At 72.3% G+C, this 16,426-nt stretch carries 14 protein-coding genes; 8 read left to right on the top strand and 6 right to left on the bottom strand.

The window, feature by feature from the left end:
- Nucleotides 1-96: 96 nt before the first annotated feature.
- From rpsO to tsaD, 4 genes are all read right to left on the bottom strand, one after another.
- Nucleotides 97-366 (bottom strand): 30S ribosomal protein S15, encoded by a 270-nt coding sequence (rpsO, locus tag LRS07_RS12475; protein WP_260498356.1) that lies wholly within the window; start codon nucleotides 364-366, stop codon nucleotides 97-99.
- A 285-nt stretch (nucleotides 367-651) separates the two neighbouring features.
- Complete coding sequence (locus tag LRS07_RS12470; protein ID WP_260498355.1) at nucleotides 652-1,050, bottom strand: Hsp20/alpha crystallin family protein; 399 nt, start codon at nucleotides 1,048-1,050, stop codon at nucleotides 652-654.
- A 28-nt stretch (nucleotides 1,051-1,078) separates the two neighbouring features.
- Nucleotides 1,079-1,537, bottom strand: coding sequence for an Hsp20/alpha crystallin family protein (locus LRS07_RS12465; protein ID WP_260498354.1), 459 nt, complete (start codon nucleotides 1,535-1,537; stop codon nucleotides 1,079-1,081).
- A gap of 109 nt (nucleotides 1,538-1,646) precedes the next feature.
- Entirely contained in the window at nucleotides 1,647-2,681 is a 1,035-nt protein-coding gene (gene tsaD, locus LRS07_RS12460) for a tRNA (adenosine(37)-N6)-threonylcarbamoyltransferase complex transferase subunit TsaD (RefSeq protein ID WP_260498353.1), read from the bottom strand.
- Between the two features lie 68 nt (nucleotides 2,682-2,749).
- Between tsaD and LRS07_RS12455 the strand changes: the two genes are divergently transcribed.
- From LRS07_RS12455 to LRS07_RS12430, 6 genes are all read left to right on the top strand, one after another.
- On the top strand, nucleotides 2,750-3,382 hold the full coding sequence (locus tag LRS07_RS12455; RefSeq protein ID WP_260498352.1) for an ANTAR domain-containing response regulator: 633 nt from the start codon (nucleotides 2,750-2,752) through the stop codon (nucleotides 3,380-3,382).
- A gap of 356 nt (nucleotides 3,383-3,738) precedes the next feature.
- Nucleotides 3,739-4,959: a CmpA/NrtA family ABC transporter substrate-binding protein gene (locus LRS07_RS12450; protein ID WP_260498351.1), complete on the top strand. Its 1,221-nt coding sequence runs from the start codon at nucleotides 3,739-3,741 to the stop codon at nucleotides 4,957-4,959.
- Between the two features lie 31 nt (nucleotides 4,960-4,990).
- Nucleotides 4,991-5,908: a nitrate ABC transporter permease gene (ntrB, locus tag LRS07_RS12445; protein ID WP_260498350.1), complete on the top strand. Its 918-nt coding sequence runs from the start codon at nucleotides 4,991-4,993 to the stop codon at nucleotides 5,906-5,908.
- A gap of 13 nt (nucleotides 5,909-5,921) precedes the next feature.
- Nucleotides 5,922-6,722, top strand: a complete 801-nt coding sequence (locus tag LRS07_RS12440) for an ABC transporter ATP-binding protein (protein WP_260498349.1) — start codon at nucleotides 5,922-5,924, stop codon at nucleotides 6,720-6,722.
- Nucleotides 6,723-6,930: 208 nt separating this feature from the next.
- Complete coding sequence (locus LRS07_RS12435; RefSeq protein ID WP_260498348.1) at nucleotides 6,931-8,373, top strand: NAD(P)/FAD-dependent oxidoreductase; 1,443 nt, start codon at nucleotides 6,931-6,933, stop codon at nucleotides 8,371-8,373.
- Between the two features lie 9 nt (nucleotides 8,374-8,382).
- A complete protein-coding gene (locus LRS07_RS12430; RefSeq protein ID WP_260498347.1) occupies nucleotides 8,383-10,194 on the top strand; it encodes an aminopeptidase P family protein in 1,812 nt (603 codons plus the stop codon).
- 20 nt (nucleotides 10,195-10,214) lie between these two features.
- Here LRS07_RS12430 and LRS07_RS22025 read toward each other — a convergent pair whose 3' ends face one another.
- Nucleotides 10,215-11,759: a methyl-accepting chemotaxis protein gene (locus LRS07_RS22025; protein ID WP_312028296.1), complete on the bottom strand. Its 1,545-nt coding sequence runs from the start codon at nucleotides 11,757-11,759 to the stop codon at nucleotides 10,215-10,217.
- A 107-nt stretch (nucleotides 11,760-11,866) separates the two neighbouring features.
- Between LRS07_RS22025 and LRS07_RS12415 the strand changes: the two genes are divergently transcribed.
- On the top strand, nucleotides 11,867-12,832 hold the full coding sequence (locus LRS07_RS12415) for an ROK family protein (RefSeq protein ID WP_260498346.1): 966 nt from the start codon (nucleotides 11,867-11,869) through the stop codon (nucleotides 12,830-12,832).
- On the opposite strand, the gene LRS07_RS12410 is transcribed toward LRS07_RS12415, so the two are convergent.
- Nucleotides 12,829-15,582 carry a zinc-dependent metalloprotease gene (locus LRS07_RS12410; protein WP_260498345.1) on the bottom strand — a complete coding sequence of 918 codons (2,754 nt, stop codon included), beginning with the start codon at nucleotides 15,580-15,582 and terminating at the stop codon, nucleotides 12,829-12,831. The genes LRS07_RS12415 and LRS07_RS12410 overlap by 4 nt on opposite strands.
- 255 nt (nucleotides 15,583-15,837) lie before the next feature.
- Between LRS07_RS12410 and LRS07_RS12405 the strand changes: the two genes are divergently transcribed.
- Nucleotides 15,838-16,419, top strand: coding sequence for a D-sedoheptulose-7-phosphate isomerase (locus tag LRS07_RS12405; protein ID WP_260498344.1), 582 nt, complete (start codon nucleotides 15,838-15,840; stop codon nucleotides 16,417-16,419).
- Nucleotides 16,420-16,426: the final 7 nt, after the last annotated feature.

Genomic DNA, 16,426 nt, shown 5'->3' with positions numbered 1-16,426 from the left:
AATGACATGAGCAGCGCCTGTGACAGTCCTCGCAGCTCCAAAGACAAAGCGCCTGTGCTGCGACGTGGCAGACAGGCGCTTCGTGTCATCGGGTGGTTACTTGCGCAGGCCCAGCTTCTGGATCAGCGCGGTGTAGCGTTCAGCGTCCTTGCCCTTCAGGTAGGCCAGCAGGCGCTTGCGCTGGTTGACCATCTTCAGCAGGCCACGGCGGCCGTGGTGGTCCTTCAGGTGCTGCTTGAAGTGCGGCGTCAGTTCGTTGATGCGCGCGGTGAGCAGGGCCACCTGCACTTCCGGGGAGCCGGTGTCCGCGGGGCCGCGGGCGTTCGACTGGATGATCTCGGCCTTGTTGAGGTCGGCGACTGCCATGGTGTTTCCTGGTGGGAGACCGGGCAGCCCCTGCCGATGGGAAGGCAGACTGCGGTCTCGGTTGAACTTGCGGTCGCGGGTGAAACCGACCCACGCCGTGCGACGACTCCGCCCGAAGCGAGCGAAGCCGCCGATTCTAGCCGCATCTTCGGGCGCGCCCGGTGGTGACAGGCCGCCGCAGGCGGCCAGGGCGCGGGCCGCCTGTCAGCGCCCCCAAAAAGGATCCGGGTCCCCCCGGTCCTTTCGGGCTGCCCCTCGGGGGGCGGCCGCCCGCGGCCCGGGGGCTCAAGTGACGTTGACTTGGATGCGGCGCGGCTGGGCGTGCGCGTGCTTGGGCACGCGCAGCGTCAGCACGCCGTCCTTCAGGTTGGCCTCGATGCGGCTGCCGTCCAGTTCCCGGCTGAGCGAGAACGCGCGGCGGTAGCGGGGCAGGCGCACCTCGGCGTACAGCGGCTTCAGGTCCGCCGGCGCCAGCGCCACCACCTCGCCTTCGATCTGCAGGCGGTCGCCCTCGACCTTGATGTCGAGCTTGTCGCGCGGCACGCCGGGCAGGTCGGCCAGCAGGGTCAGGCCGGCCTCGTCTTCCAGCACGTCCACCCGCGGCAGCAGGGCCCGCTCGTCGCGGGACCGCGCAGCCGTTGCGGCGCCCTGGCCCGCCGCTTGAACCTGGTTGTGGTCGGTCATGTCGTTTCTCCTTGGGGTTCGGTGGGGATCACTGCACTTCGATGCGCCGCGGCTGCGCCGCTTCCTGGCGGGCGACGCTGATGCGCAGCACGCCGTCGCGGTAGGTGGCCTCGACGCGTCCGGGATCGATGTCGTCCGGCAGGCTGATGACCCGGGTGAAGCGGCCGCCGGTGCGCTCGCGGCTGTAGACGTTGACCTTGCGGCCGTCGGCGCCGGCCTGCGGCAGGTCGACCGGCCGCTCGCCGACGATCGTCAGCACGCCGCGGTCGAGCGTGATGTCGACCTTGCTCACGTCCAGCCCGGGGGCGAAGGCGTAGATCTCCACGCTGCCGGGGGTGTTGCCGACGTTGATCGCCGGGTAGCCGCCCGGGGCGACCGAGCGGATGCTGGCGGGCGCGCCGCCGGTGAAGAAGTCGTCCAGTTCGCGGCGCAGGCGGTCGAACTCGCCGAACAGGCCACCGGGAACGCTCAGCATCGATTCGTACATGGCTGTGTCTCCTTGGGGAGTTGCGGGGTGGGCGGGCCGGCCGGCCGGTCCGCGTCTGCAGCCAGAGGTAGAGGTCGGGCGGCGGGTTTCAATACCTCGCCGCGCGCGGTCAGGCCTGCCCCAGCGGCCAGCGCGGCAGCACCTCGAAGGCCCCGTCGCGGGTGGGCACGGCCAGCCCGGCCTGCAGCCGCATGGCGGCGGCCAGGGCGATCATGGCGCCGTTGTCGGTGCACAGCGCCAGTTCCGGGTAGTGCACCCGCACGCCACGGCGCCGGCAGCGCTCGTCGAGTTGGCGACGCAGTTCGCGGTTGGCGCCCACGCCGCCGGCCACCACCAGCCGGTCGAGCCCGCTGGCGGCCACCGCGGCCATCGCCTTCTTCACGAGCACCTCGACGATGGCGGCCTGGGTGGCGGCGGCCAGGTCGGCCCGCACCGCCTCGGGCAGCGGGTCGGGCAGTTTCCTCACCTGGGTGAGGACGGCGGTCTTCAGGCCGGAGAAGGAGAAGTCCAGGTCGCCGCTGTGCAGCAGCGGCCGTGGCAGCGCGAAGGCGTCGGCCCGGCCGCCTTCGGCGCAGCGCGCCAGCGCCGGCCCGCCGGGGTAGCCCAGGCCCATCAGCTTGGCCGACTTGTCGAAGGCCTCGCCGGCGGCGTCGTCGATGGTCTCGCCGAGCAGTTCGTAGCGGCCGACGCCGTCGACCCGCATCAGCTGCGTGTGCCCGCCGGAGACCAGCAGCGCGACGAAGGGGAACGACGGCGGGTCGGCCGACAGGAAGGGCGACAGCAGGTGGCCTTCCAGGTGGTGCACGCCGAGCAGCGGCCGGTCCAGCGCGGTGGCCAGCGCGGCGGCGGTGCCGGCGCCCACCAGCAGCGCGCCGGCAAGGCCGGGACCGCGCGTGTAGGCCACGACATCGACGTCGCGGCGGCCGGCCCCGGCCTCGTCCAGCACGGACTGCAGCAGCGGCAGCACGCGCCGGATGTGGTCGCGCGAGGCCAGCTCCGGCACCACGCCGCCGTAGGCCTGGTGCATCTCGACCTGGCTGTGCAGCGCCTGCGCGCGCAGCCGCGGCAGGTCGCCGCCCTCGTCCACCGACACCAGCGCGACGCCGGTTTCGTCACACGACGACTCGATTCCCAGCACGTTCATCGGCGGTCAGTGTAGTGAGGCGCCCTGCCCTCGTGTCCAATGGCGCAATAGTTGCGTCGCCCCCCTGCATGACGTCGTCCCCGCCGCTGCGCATCGTCATCGTCGCCCCCGACTCGCTGACCCCCGACCCGACCGATGCCGAGGCGCACCGGGAAGCCGAGCGCTCGCGGACCCTGCGCATCGGCCTGCTGGAGAACGGCTACGACATCGTGGCGGTGCTGCCGGCCGACGTGTTCCTGCCCGACCGGCTGGCGCAGATCCAGCCCGACATGATCATCGTCGACGCCGAGAGCCAGGCCCGCGACACGCTGGAGCACGTGGTGATGGCCACCCGCGACGCACGCCGGCCGATCGTGCTGTTCACCGACGACGCCGACACCAGCCACGTCGGCGACGCCATCGCCGCCGGCGTGACGGCGTACGTGGTGGCCGGCCTCGGCGGCGAGCGCATCAAGCCGGTGTTGGACGTGGCGCTGGCCCGCTTCCGCCACGAGGAGGCGCTGCGCCGCGAACTGGCCGACGCCAAGAGCCAGCTGCAGGAGCGCAAGCTGATCGAGCGCGCCAAGGGCCTGCTGATGGAACGGCAGAAGCTCACCGAGCCCGAGGCCCATGCCCGGCTGCGCAAACTGGCGATGGACAAGGGCCTGAAGCTGGCCGACGTGGCGCAGCGCGTGATCGACGTCGCCGACCTGCTCGGCTGACAGAGGCCGCTCACCAGCGCGCGGCGCCGGCAACCGCTTTTGGTGCAGCGCAGCGGAAGCGGCGCACGCCATCGGCGCATCCGCGCCAGCGTCCGACCTCGGCCGCCAGGGGCGGCCCTGTGGCGATGTGTTGGCATGGTCATTGCGTTCGATTGCGCCGGGCCGGTCAAAGGCGACCGCCCCTCCCCGAAGTCGTGCGGCCGAGGCCGGTCGCACGCATCAGGACGACGGCGTCCCCATGCCAGGCCCTCCTCGTGAGTGCCTGTCGTGAGGACGCCGTTTCGCTTTTGGGTTCGACGCCGCGCACACCACCACAGGACCATCGAGCAATGGATCAGCACAAGGGAACGATCAGCATGGGACGCCGCACTCTGATCAAGGCCGCCGCCGCCACCGGGGCGGCCGGCATGGTGCCGGGGCTGCAGAGCGCGGTCTACGCGCAGGGCTCCGACAAGCCGGAGAAGGAAGAGGTCAGGATCGGCTTCATCCCCCTCACCGACTGCGCCTCGGTGGTGATGGCGTCGGTGCTGGGCTTCGACAAGAAGTACGGCGTCAAGATCGTGCCGACCAAGGAAGCCTCGTGGGCCGGCGTGCGGGACAAGCTGGTCAACGGCGAGCTCGACATGGCGCACGTGCTGTGGGGCCTGGTCTACGGCGTGCACCTGGGGGTGGGCGGTCCGAAGAAGGACATGGCCATCCTGATGAACCTGAACCACAACGGCCAGGCCATCACGCTGTCGAAGAAGCTGGCCGAGAAGGGCGCGGTGGACGGGCCCTCGCTGGCCAAGCTGATGGCCACCGACAAGCGCGACTACACCTTCGCGCAGACTTTTCCCACCGGCACCCACGCGATGTGGCTGTACTACTGGCTGGCGACCTACGGCGTGAACCCGATGAAGGAAGCCAAGGTCATCACCGTGCCGCCGCCGCAGATGGTGGCCAACATGCGCGTCGGCAACATGGACGGCTACTGCGTGGGCGAGCCCTGGGGCCACCGCGCCATCATGGACGGCATCGGCGTCACCGGGGTCACCACCCAGGACATCTGGAAGGACCACCCGGAGAAAGCGCTGGGCACCACCGGCGACTTCGTCAAGAAGCACCCCAACACCTGCCGCGCGGTGATGATGGCCATCCTGGAGGCCAGCAAGTGGATCGACGCCGGCCTGCAGAACAAGCTGAAGATGGCCGAGACGGTGGCCGACAAGGCCTACGTCAACACCGGCGTCGACGCGATCAACCAGCGCATCCTGGGCCGCTACCAGAACGGCCTGGGCAAGACCTGGGACGACCCCAACCACATGAAGTTCTTCAACGACGGGCTGGTGAACTTCCCCTACCTGTCGGACGGCATGTGGTTCCTCACCCAGCACAAGCGCTGGGGCCTGCTCAAGGACCACCCGGACTACCTGGCCGTCGCGCAGCAGGTCAACCAGGTCGACCTGTACAAGCAGGCCGCCTCGGCGATGAAGGTCAGCATCCCGGCACCGACGCGCTCCAGCAAGCTGGTCGACGGCACGGTCTGGGACGGCAAGGACCCGGCGAAGTACGCCGACGGCTTCAAGATCAAGGCCTGACGGCCGCGCAGTCCCACCAAGGAGTTCCACGATGGTCAGTGCCGTCTTCCACTCACCCCTCGGCGCCGCCGAGCCCGCTGAGGATGGCGTGGGCGCGAAGCCCGCGCCCGCCAAGTCCGTGCCGGCAGCGCCGGCGGCGCGCAGCGCCGCCCCGGCCCGGCCGCCGCGCACGCCGATCGACTGGCGCGCCGTCTGGCTGACGGTGCTGCCGCCGGTGGCCGGCATCGGCCTGCTGGTCGGCATCTGGGCGCTGCTCACGATGAACAGCACCACCTTCCCGACGCCGAAGGCGACCTGGGACGCCGCCTACAAGCTGTTCGCCGACCCGTTCTACCGCAACGGCCCCAACGACCAGGGCATCGGCTGGAACATCCTGTTCTCGCTGCAGCGGGTGGCGCTGGGCTTCGGCCTGGCGGCGGCGGTGGGCATCCCCGCTGGTTTCGCCATCGGCCGCTTTGCCTTCCTCAACCGCATGTTCTCGCCGCTGATCAGCCTGCTGCGGCCGGTGTCGCCGCTGGCCTGGCTGCCGATCGGCCTGCTGGTCTTCAAGGCCGCCAACCCGGCGGCCATCTGGACCATCTTCATCTGCAGCATCTGGCCGATGGTGATCAACACCGCGGTGGGCGTGCAGCGGGTGCCGCAGGACTACCTGAACGTCGCCCGGGTGCTGAACCTGTCGGAGTGGAAGGTGATGACCCGCATCCTCCTGCCCGCCGTGCTGCCCTACATGCTCACCGGCGTGCGGCTGTCGGTGGGCACCGCCTGGCTGGTGATCGTGGCCGCCGAGATGCTGACCGGCGGCGTCGGCATCGGCTTCTGGGTGTGGGACGAGTGGAACAACCTCAACGTCCAGCACATCCTGATCGCCATCTTCGTCATCGGCATCGTCGGCCTGCTGCTCGAGCAGTTCCTGATGCTGGTGGCCAAGCGCTTCTCCTTCGACAACTGAGCGGGCGCACCCCATGAACCACTTCATCCAAGTGCAGAACGCCGAGATGGTGTTCGACACCCGCAAGGGTCGCTTCCACGCCCTGCGCGAGATCAACCTCAACGTCGCCAAGGGCGAGTTCGTCACCCTGATCGGCCATTCGGGCTGCGGCAAGAGCACCCTGCTCAACCTGATCGCCGGTCTGCTGCTGCCGAGCAGCGGCGTGCTGCTGTGCGACAACCGCGAGATCGCCGCCCCGGGCCCCGAGCGCGGCGTGGTGTTCCAGAACCACTCGCTGCTGCCGTGGCTGACCTGCTTCGAGAACGTGCACCTGGCGGTGGAACGCGTCTTCGGCGCGACCGAGACCAAGGCCCAGCTCAAGGCCCGCACGCTGGCCGCGCTGGACCTGGTCGGCATGGCGCACGCGACGCACAAGCGGCCGCACGAGATCTCCGGCGGCATGAAGCAGCGGGTGGGCATCGCCCGGGCCCTGGCGATGGAGCCCAAGGTGCTGCTGATGGACGAGCCCTTCGGCGCACTCGACGCGCTGACCCGCGCCCACCTGCAGGACGAACTGCTGAAGATCGTCGGCCGCACCCACAGCACCGTGGTCATGGTGACCCATGACGTCGACGAGGCGGTGCTGCTGTCCGACCGCATCGTCATGATGACCAACGGCCCGGCCGCCACCATCGGCGAGATCCTCGAGGTCAAGCTGGCGCGCCCGCGCGACCGGGTGGAACTGGCCGAGGACCACGACTACGTGCACTACCGCAAGGAAGTGCTGGACTTCCTCTACACCCGGCACGGGCATGTGGAGAAGGTGGCGGCCTGACCGGTCACCGGCCGACGTGGCATGGACCTTGCGAAAGATGGCGCGGCACTGGTTCAGTGTCTGTCTATCTCCTCAGCAGGGCCGCGGCCCTTTCGTCCAACCCTCCTGCCTGCGGCAGGGGGTTTTTTTCGCACCAGCGTCGAGCGGCGGGTGAAGTCCATGCCCTGCCCGGGTGCGCCGGGCACGGCATTGGCAAACTCGCCCTGCCATGACCGCGTCCCTCCCCGCTCCCACGTCCCGGCCCCGGGTCCTCATCGTCGGTTGCGGCTTCGGCGGCCTGGCCGCGGTGCAGCGGCTGTCGCGGGCCGACGTGGACGTGACGCTGGTCGACCGCACCAACCACCACCTGTTCCAGCCGCTGCTCTACCAGGTGGCCACCGCCACGCTCAGCGCGCCGGCGGTGTCGGCGCCGATCCGCCATGTGCTGCGCCGGCAGATCCGCCGCGGCAACCTGACGGTGCTGCAGGGCGAGGTGGCCGACGTCGATGCGGCGTCACGCTGCGTGCGGCTGGCCGACGGCGGCCGGCTCGACTACGACCACCTGATCGTCGCCGCCGGCGCCACGCACAGCTATTTCGGCCATGACGACTGGGCCGCCGTGGCGCCCGGCCTGAAGACGCTGGCCGATGCGTTCGACATCCGCGCCCGCGTCATCGGCGCCTTCGAACGGGCCGAGCGCTGCGAGGACCCCGCCGCCCGGCAGGCCTGGCTGAACTTCGTCATCGTCGGCGCCGGACCCACCGGCGTCGAGCTGGCCGGCGCGGTGGTGGAGATCGCGCGCCACACGCTGGCCGACGAGTTCCGCCGCATCGACAGCCGGCAGGCCCGCGTGGTGCTCATCGAGGGCTCCCCGCGGGTGCTCGGCGCCTTCGACGAGGCGCTGTCGGACAGCGCACGCCGGCAGCTGGAACGGCTGGGCGTGGAAGTGCGCACCGGCTGCCGCGTCACCGCCATCGACGCCGACGGGGTGAGTTACCAGGACGGTGAGGCGTCCGAGCATTTGCCGGCGCACACCGTGCTGTGGGCCGCCGGGGTGGCGGCCTCGCCGCTGGGCCGCCGGCTGGCCGCCACCACCGGGGCGACGGTCGACCGCGCCGGCCGGCTCGAGGTGCTGCCCGACCTCAGCCTGCCCGGCCACCCGGAGATCAGCGTCATCGGCGACCTGGCCAATGCGTACAGCTTCCGCGACCCGGCCACGCGGGAGCGGCCCGCGGCCGCGGCGCCGGGGGCCGGCCAGGACGCCGCGCCGAATCCGCACGACCCGCGCCCCGTGCCCGGCGTCAGCCCGGCGGCCAAGCAGATGGGCCGCACCGCCGCCGACAACCTGCTGGCGCGCCTGCGCAAGGCGCCCACGCGCGCCTTCCGCTACCGCGACTACGGCTCGCTGGCCACCATCGGCCGCAAGGCCGCCGTGGTGCAGCTCGAAGCGCCGGTGTTCGGCCACCTCAAGTGGTCGGGCTTCGCCGCCTGGCTGTTCTGGCTCTTCGCCCACGTCTTCTTCCTGATCGACTTCCGCAGCCGGGTGATCGTGCTGTTCCACTGGGCCTGGGCCTACTGGACGTTCGACCGCCACGCCCGCGTCATCGCCGAGCCCGCCACGCCGCTCGACGCCGCTGCGCCGCCGCCGCCCGACACGAAGCCCGCTGCCTAGAATTCGGCGATGGACACCGCCACCTCCCCGGCCCGCCTGCGCCTGCAGGCCGTTCGCGACGCGCTGTCGCGGGAAGGGCTGCAGGCGCTGCTCGTGCCCTCGTCCGATCCGCACCTGTCTGAGTACCTGCCCGGCCGCTGGCAGGGCCGCGAGTGGCTCTCGGGCTTCACCGGCTCGATGGGCACGCTGGTGGTCACGCACGAACAGGCCGCGCTCTTCGCCGACAGCCGCTACTGGTCCCAGGCCGACCTGCAACTGGCCGGCTCGGGCATCGACCTGGTGAAGGTGCCGAACGGCGCGCTGGTCCACCTCACCGACTGGGTCACCGCGCGGCTGAAGGCGGGCGACACGCTGGCGGTGGACGGCCAAGTGCTGGGCCTGGCCACCGCGCAGCAGCTGGCCGCCACGCTGGCCGCCGCCGGTGTCGGCCTGCGCACCGACCTCGACCTGCTGACCGCGGTGTGGCCCGACCGTCCCACCCTGCCCACCGAACCGGTCTACGCCCACCGGCCGCCGCAGGCGGCGGTGACGCGCGCCGCGAAGCTGGCCCAACTGCGCGAGGCGATGGCCCGCCACGGCGCCAGCCACCACTTCGTCTCCACCGTCGACGACATCGCCTGGATCACCAACCTGCGCGGCGCCGACGTCGACCACAACCCGGTGTTCCTGGCCCACCTGCTCGTCGGGTTGGACAACGCCGTGCTGTTCACCTCGCCGGCCAAGGTGCCCGCCGACCTGCAGGCCGACCTGGCGGCCGACGGCGTCACCGTGAGCGACTACGCCGAGGCGCCGCGGGCGCTGGCGTCGCTGCCGTCCGGCGCGGTGCTGCTGGTCGACCCGAAGCGCATCACCCACGGCCTGCGCCAGTCGGTGGCCGACGGCGCTCGGGTGGTCGAGGCGATCAACCCGAGCACGCTGGCCAAGAGCCGCAAGACGGCGGAGGAAGCCGCCTTCGTGCGCCAGGCCATGGTCGAGGACGGGGTGGCGATGTGCCGCTTCTACGCCCGCTTCGAGGCCGCGCTGGCCCGCGGTGAGCGGCTGACCGAGCTGACGGTGGACGAATGGCTGACCGCCGAGCGCGCGCAGCAGCCGGGCTTCATGGGCCTGTCCTTCCCGACGATCGCCGGCTTCAACGCCAACGGCGCGATGCCGCACTACCGGGCCACCGCCGACTCGCATGCCGCCATCGAGGGCCAGGGCCTGCTGCTGATCGACTCCGGCGGCCAGTACCTCGGCGGCACCACCGACATCACCCGCGTCTGGCCGATCGGCACGCCGACCGATGCCCAGCGGCGCGACTACACCCTGGTGCTCAAGGGCATGGTGGCGCTGTCACGCACCCGCTTCCCGCGCGGCACGCTGTCGCCGATGCTGGACGCCATCGCTCGCGCACCGCTGTGGGAACACGGGCTGGACTACGGCCACGGCACCGGCCACGGCGTGGGCTACTTCCTCAACGTGCACGAGGGCCCGCAATCGATCTCCAAGGCGGTGCCCGAGGCGACGATGGCGATGGAGCCCGGCATGATCACCAGCAACGAGCCCGGCCTGTACCGGCCCGGCCGCTGGGGCGTGCGCATCGAGAACCTGGTGCTCAACGTGCCGGTGGACACGCCCGAGCACGGTGCCTTCGGCGAGATGCTGGCGTTCGAGACGCTGACGCTGTGCCCCATCGACACCCGTTGCCTGGAGCCCGGGTTGCTGCGGCCGGACGAACTGGACTGGCTCAACGCCTACCACGCGGTGGTGCGCGAGCGCCTGGCGCCCCGCCTGCAGGGCGAGTCGCTGGCCTGGCTGCAGGCCCGCACCGCGCCGCGTTAGGGCCGCCATCGACGCAGCCCTCAGGCGGCGCCGAGCTTGAAGGAGGCCACCAGGCCGGCCAGCCGTGCCGCCTGGTCCTTCAGGCTCTGCGCCGCGGCGGCCGACTGCTCGACCAGCGCGGCGTTCTGCTGCGTCATCCGGTCGAGCTCCACCACCGAGCCGTTGACGTGGTCGAGGCCCTGGCGCTGCTCGTGCGCCGCGGCGCGGATCTCACCGACCATGTCGGTCACCCGGCGCACGCTGGCCACGATCTCGCCCATGGTGCCGCCCGCGTCGCCGACCAGCCGGCTGCCCGCCTCCACGCGCTCGACGCTGCTGCCGATCAGGCCCTTGATCTCCCGGGCCGCTTCGGCCGAGCGCTGGGCCAGGCTGCGGACCTCGCCGGCGACCACCGCGAAGCCGCGGCCCTGCTCGCCGGCCCGCGCCGCTTCCACCGCGGCGTTCAAGGCCAGGATGTTGGTCTGGAAGGCGATGCCGTCGATGACGCCGATGATCTCGGCGATCTTCTTCGAGCTGCCGTGGATCTGGTCCATGGTGGCCACCACCCGGGACACCACCTCGCCGCCCCGGGTCGCGACGTCGGCGGCCGAGCCGGCGAGCTGGTCCACCGTCTGCGCCGATTCGCTGGCACGTGCGGCGGTGCTGGTCAGCTGCTCCACCGCCGAGGCCGCATGCTGCAGGTTGGCCGCGGTGTGCTCGGTGCGCTGGCTGAGGTCGGCGTTGCCGCCGGCGATCTCGCTGGCCGCCACCGACACGCTGTCGGCCGCCTCACGCACCTTGGCCAGCGTGCCGCGCAGCGCCAGCGCCATCTCCTGCAGCGCCTGCTGCACGTCCCCGATCTCGTCGTCGCGGTCGCGCCCGGCGGCATCGCTCAGGTCGCCGGCGCCGATGCGGCGCGCACGCTCCGCCACCGCCCGCAGCGGCGGACAGATGCGCCGCGTGAGGACCAGCGTGATGCCGACCAGCACCAGCACCAGGCCGGCGCTCAGGCCGGTGCTGACGACGACGTTGCGCGTGCGCGCCCGGCCGACACCGTCGCCCAGCGCCTTGGTCCTCGCGATCTGCAGTTCGACGAAAGCCTGCTGGGCGGCGAGGTAGTCGGCCAGCGCCGGCCGCACCCGATCCTTCAGCGTGTCGAGCGCGGCCTGGGTCTGGCCGTCGGCCTTCAGTTTGGCGGCGGCCGTGCGCGTTTCCAGGTAGCGCGTGCGCTCGGCGGCGACCCGGGCGATGCCCGCCTTCTCGTCGTCGGCGGTGCAGGCGGCTTCGACCGCCTTCTGCAGCTCGGAGATGCGGCCCGAGGTGGCCTTGATCTCGGCCGCCAACGACTCGGCCAGCGCAGCGTCGCTGGTCTGCAAGGCCGCCACGGTGCGCGCCGCATTGGCCTCGGTCAGCCCGGCCCAGCGCATCACCAGCGGCAGCTTGGCCATCTGGGCTTCCTGGTCGACGGCGGCCTGCTGCACCGAGCCGAGGGTGCCGTGCCAGGTGAAGAGCGACAGGGCCAGGATGATCAGCGCCATGGTCAGCGCGGGCAGCCACAACAGGCGGTAGAGGGTCAACTTCGGCATCGAGAACGTCCACATCAGGGGTCGCGGGGCCATGCGCCCGCCGTCGAACGGCTATCGGCGGTCGGCGAGCGCACTGAAGCGGTGCCGCCGGCTGCTAGCCTTCGGGCGTGAACAGCGACACCCATCCGGCGGCCCGGGACCAGCCCGCCGCCGTGCCCGCCCTGGGCGTCGACCTCGGCGGCACCAAGGTCGAGGCCGTGCTGATCGACGCCGACGGCCGCGAGACCTGGCGCCGGCGGCGGCCGACGCCGGCCGGCGACTACGACGCCACGCTCGCCGCGATCGTCGCCCTGGTCGACGAGGCGCGCGACCACAGCGCCCCGGCCCGGCCCACCCTCGGCATCGGCACCCCGGGCAGCGCGACGGCCGCCGGGCTCATCAAGAACGCCAACTCCACCTGCCTCAACGGCCGGCCGCTGCAGGCCGACCTGCAGGCGCGCCTGGGCCAGCCGGTGGCCGTCGCCAACGACGCCAACTGCCTGGCGGCCTCGGAGGCCGCCGACGGGGCCGGCGCGGGCGCGGACGTGGTGTTCGCCGCCATCCTCGGCACCGGCGTGGGGGCGGGCATCGTGGTGCACGGCCGCGTGCTGCAGGGGCCGAACGGGCTGGCCGGCGAATGGGGGCATGTGCCGCTGCCCTGGGCCACGGCCGACGAACTCCGCTGGCCCTGCTACTGCGGTCGGCGCGGCTGCGTCGAGACGCTGCTCAGCGGCCCCGCGATCGCCCGCGACCACGAGGCGGCGACGGGGCAGCGACGCTCGGCGATCGAACTGGCTGCCGCGGCCCTGGCCGGCGACGCCACCGCCCGCGCCACGCTGGACCGCCACGCCGAGCGGCTGGCGCGCGGCCTGGCGATGGTCATCGACCTGCTCGACCCTGACGTGATCGTGCTCGGCGGCGGCGTCTCGCGCATGGCGCACCTGTACGAGCAGGTGCCGCAGCGCTGGACGGCGCATGTCTTCAGCGGCGGCCTGCAGGACGCGGTGCGCACCCGGCTCGCACCGGCGCTGCACGGCGACGCCAGCGGCGTGCGCGGCGCGGCCTGGCTGGGCCGCGCGCTGCGGCCGACCTAGAGCCCGGCGCGCTGCAGGCGCGCGGCCAGCGCCTGCTGCAGCGTCTCCATGCTGTCGGCCAGGTGCGCCTGCGTGGCCAGGGGCAGGCCGGGCTGCGCCTGGGCCACCTGCAGCCGCTGCACCAGACCCTGCGCATCCAGGCGCAGCAGGCTGCGCGCGTCGCTGCGGCTCAGGCTGGACGGCCGCAGCAGCAGCGCGGCCAGCCGGGTGACGTGCTCGCGCTGCAGTTCGCGGCGCACCGGGGCGATGTCGGCCAGCTTGGGCGCGACGAGTTCGCTCCACACCTCGCGGCCCAGGCGCTGGTAGAGCTCTCCCACGCTGAAGGCCTCGCCGGGGCGGCTCTTGGCCTCGCTGTCGACCAGGCGGGACAGCACCGCGTCGCTCATCAACTGGCCGAGCACGTTGCGCTGCAGGTCGGCGACGCTGGTGTTGAGCGAGAAGTCGGTCTGCACGCTGTCGGCGCCGTCGAAGACGGCGTCGGTGCGCTCTTGGAAGTCGGGCGCCAGCCGGCGCGCCAGCGCCGGCGAGATGCGCAGGCCGTCGGGGGCCAGCACCGCGCGGGCGAGCAGGTCCAGCGCCTCGCGTTGCTGGCCGGCGGGCACCGGCACCAGCGGGTCGCGGCCGGAGCCGGGGAAATCGCGCAGCGTGCGCACGCCGCCGATCTGCCGCGTGAGCACGTTGGCGGCGCGGCCGACGTCGCGCAGCGCGAAGCTGACCGAGCGGCGCAGCACCGAGTAGTCCTCGCTGGCCTTGAGGCTGCGCGACTCCTGGCGCTTGAGCAGGTCGCGGGCGATCTCGATGCGCTTGCGCGCGAAGGCCACCGGGTCGCGGCCGAGGTCGAACTGCAGCGCGTCGGGGTCGAGGCCGAGGAAGTGGTCCTCGTCGGTGGCGAAGGCCAGCGCCGGCTCGGTGTTGCGGCCGGCGATGCGCGCCAGCTCGGCGGCTTCCTGCTCGGGCGACAGCGGCTTGTAGGCGTACTCGATGGCCCAGTGGTCGTAGGGGCCGAGCGTGGTCTGGAACGGGGTGCCGCCCTTCTCGCCCGGCCGCGGCAGGTTGATCGGCGAGTACTCCATCACCGAGCCGGCGATGCCGTTCTCGCGGGTGAACACCGGGTCGTTGAGCTGCTGCTCGCCGTAGGCGGTCGACGCGCGGAAGTTGTGGCGCAGGCCCAGCGCATGGCCGACCTCGTGCATCGACGTGTCCTTCAGGTAGTCGAGCACGAAGCGCTGCGCCTCGGGGCCGTCCGGCGCCAGTTCGCCGCGGGCGGCCAGCACGTCCAGCGCGTAGCCCAGCTGGTCGGCCGCCTGGTCGGCGAAGTCGCAGCGCTGGGCCAGGTCGGCCAGCCGGGCACCGGCCGGGGCGGCATGGTCGTGGTGGGCGTGCGCGGCCGCCCCCGGGTGCGCGATGACCTGCGAGCGCAGCGAGCGCACCGCACGCGAGGACAGGCTCTCGAAGGCGATGTCGGCGTCGAGGATCTCGCCCGAGCGCGGGTCGACGTGGCTGGGGCCGATGGCGCCGAACTGCGGCTGCGCGTTGGTCATCCAGCGGATGGACGCCGCGCCGAAGTCCAGCGTGTCGAAGTCGGCGTCGGCCGGCTGCACCTTGACCACCAGCGCGTCCTTGAAGCCGATGCGCTCGAAGGCCTTGTTCCACTCCAGCACGCCGGCGGCGATGGCCTCCCGGTACGCGGTGGGGATGGTGCGGTCGAGCCAGAAGACGATGGGCTTGACCGGCGGCGACAGCGCGGCCGTCGGGTCCTGCTTCTCCAGGCGCCAGCGGTTGACCCAGCGCACCCGCGGGTTGCGCGCGGTCTCGTTGCCGAAGTCGCTCCAGTTGGTGGTGAAGTGCCCCAGCCGCGGGTCGGCGCGGCGCGGGGCCATCGGCTGCTCGGGCAGCCGGGCCAGCGCGTAGTGCAGCTGCACGAACAGGCTGCGCGCGTCGGGCAGCGTGCCGGGCACCGACGGCCCGCCGGCCTGCGACGCCGCCAGCGACGCGGTGGCGTAGTGGTTCTGCACCTTGAGCACCACCTCGTCGGGCTTGACCCGCACGTCGACGAAGGCCGAATGCCGCGCGTCGAAGGCGTAGGCCTGGCGGTAGCGCCGCTGCAGCTGCAGGCCGAGGCCGAGCAGGTCGCTGACGAACAGCCCGTTGGCGTCGATCAGCACCGTCTTGCGCTCGGGGTGGGGCTGGCTCAGGACCGGCGAGCTGCCCAGCAGGCTCGGCGAGAAGGCGGCCTGCACCGCCAGCGCCTCGGCCGAACCGGCGGGCGCGGCGAAGGCGGTGTTGCGCGCCACCAGCTGCACCTGGTGGTGGATGCGGCGGAACTCGACCAGCTGCGGCCGGCCCAGCGGCTCGCCGCCGGCGCGGGCCATCATGCCGCCGAAGAGCCCGGCCTCGCCGATGCCGCTGGCGATCTTCGGGCTGAGGAAGAACGGCCGGCCGAAGTCCTCCGGCGCCAGTTCGATCCACACCTTGTCGTCGCGCTGCCACAGCGTCAGCAGGCCGGGCAGGCGCTTGGCGTCGCGCACCACCGACGCGAAGGCCGGCAGCGACGACGGCGACGGCGCGGTGGCGGCGGGGGCCGCGGCGGGCGCGGCGGCCCCGCCGAGGTGCGCCGGCGCCGGCGCCGCGGCGCCGCGGCCCGTCAGCACAGGCGGCAGCGACGCGCAGCCCGCCAGCAGGACGGCGACGCCGGTGCCCAGCCATGCCAGGGAACGTGGAAGCAGGAGGAGGCGCCGGGAGGTTTCCATCGTCGGGTACTGCGGAGACGGGGACGGGCGGACGGCTGCCAGCATAGCCGGTTGGGCATGGGCGTTGCTCGGCAAGCCTGTTCTACCGGTCAAACTTTCTTGACGCGGCACCGAAGACGATGCAACTCGCGGGCCAGACGCGTTCTGTCGAACAGCCTGGTGACGACCCGGCTCCTCGGCAGACCGGCAGGTCCGGCCGTCCTGGGACAGCAGAAGCGCCGGGCACAATGGCGGATCTCTCCGGAGCCTGACGCCTTGTCCCTTTACCGATCCAACCTCAACGAACACCGCGCGCTCTTCGCCGCGCTCGACGCCCTGGAACCAGCGGTGGAAGCGGCCGGGCGACGCATCGCCGAGGCGCTTGCCGCCGGCGGCAAGCTGATGCTCTGCGGCAACGGCGGGTCGGCCGCCGACAGCCAGCACATCGCCGCCGAGCTGACCGGCCGCTTCATCGACGACCGGCGCCCGCTGGCCGCGCTGGCCCTGTCCACCGACAGCTCGGCGCTGACCTGCATCGCCAACGACTACACCTTCGACCAGGTCTTCTCGCGCCAGGTGCTCGGGCTGGGCCGCGCCGGCGACGTGCTGATCGGCATCTCGACCTCGGGCAACTCGGGCAACGTCATCGCGGCGGTGGCGGCGGCGAAGTCGCTCGGCATCCTCACCGTCGGCCTGCTCGGCCGCGACGGCGGCCAGCTGGCCGCCCTGTGCGACCAGTGCATCGTCGTGCCCAGCCGCACCACCGCGCGCATCCAGGAGGCGCACATCCTCATCGGCCACACGCTGTGCGGGCTGATCGAGGCGCAACTGGGGCTGGCGGGCGGGGCGCAGCAGTGACGACGCC

Origin of the sequence: Aquabacterium sp. J223 (genome assembly GCF_024666615.1) — a bacterium.
Taxonomy (GTDB): Bacteria; Pseudomonadota; Gammaproteobacteria; order Burkholderiales; family Burkholderiaceae_C; genus J223.
This window is presented reverse-complemented; position numbering and strand designations above follow the sequence as displayed.

Bases quoted from the DNA above. Each gene is read 5' to 3' on its own strand.
- ntrB (WP_260498350.1), top strand. From the start codon at position 4,991: ATGGTCAGTGCCGTCTTCCACTCACCCCTCGGCGCCGCCGAGCCCGCT.
- rpsO (WP_260498356.1), bottom strand. From the start codon at position 366: ATGGCAGTCGCCGACCTCAACAAGGCCGAGATCATCCAGTCGAACGCC.
- LRS07_RS12410 (WP_260498345.1), bottom strand. From the start codon at position 15,582: ATGGAAACCTCCCGGCGCCTCCTCCTGCTTCCACGTTCCCTGGCATGG.
- LRS07_RS12430 (WP_260498347.1), top strand. From the start codon at position 8,383: ATGGACACCGCCACCTCCCCGGCCCGCCTGCGCCTGCAGGCCGTTCGC.
- LRS07_RS12440 (WP_260498349.1), top strand. From the start codon at position 5,922: ATGAACCACTTCATCCAAGTGCAGAACGCCGAGATGGTGTTCGACACC.
- LRS07_RS22025 (WP_312028296.1), bottom strand. From the start codon at position 11,759: ATGCCGAAGTTGACCCTCTACCGCCTGTTGTGGCTGCCCGCGCTGACC.
- LRS07_RS12450 (WP_260498351.1), top strand. From the start codon at position 3,739: ATGGGACGCCGCACTCTGATCAAGGCCGCCGCCGCCACCGGGGCGGCC.
- LRS07_RS12465 (WP_260498354.1), bottom strand. From the start codon at position 1,537: ATGTACGAATCGATGCTGAGCGTTCCCGGTGGCCTGTTCGGCGAGTTC.
- tsaD (WP_260498353.1), bottom strand. From the start codon at position 2,681: ATGAACGTGCTGGGAATCGAGTCGTCGTGTGACGAAACCGGCGTCGCG.
- LRS07_RS12470 (WP_260498355.1), bottom strand. From the start codon at position 1,050: ATGACCGACCACAACCAGGTTCAAGCGGCGGGCCAGGGCGCCGCAACG.
- LRS07_RS12435 (WP_260498348.1), top strand. From the start codon at position 6,931: ATGACCGCGTCCCTCCCCGCTCCCACGTCCCGGCCCCGGGTCCTCATC.
- LRS07_RS12455 (WP_260498352.1), top strand. From the start codon at position 2,750: ATGACGTCGTCCCCGCCGCTGCGCATCGTCATCGTCGCCCCCGACTCG.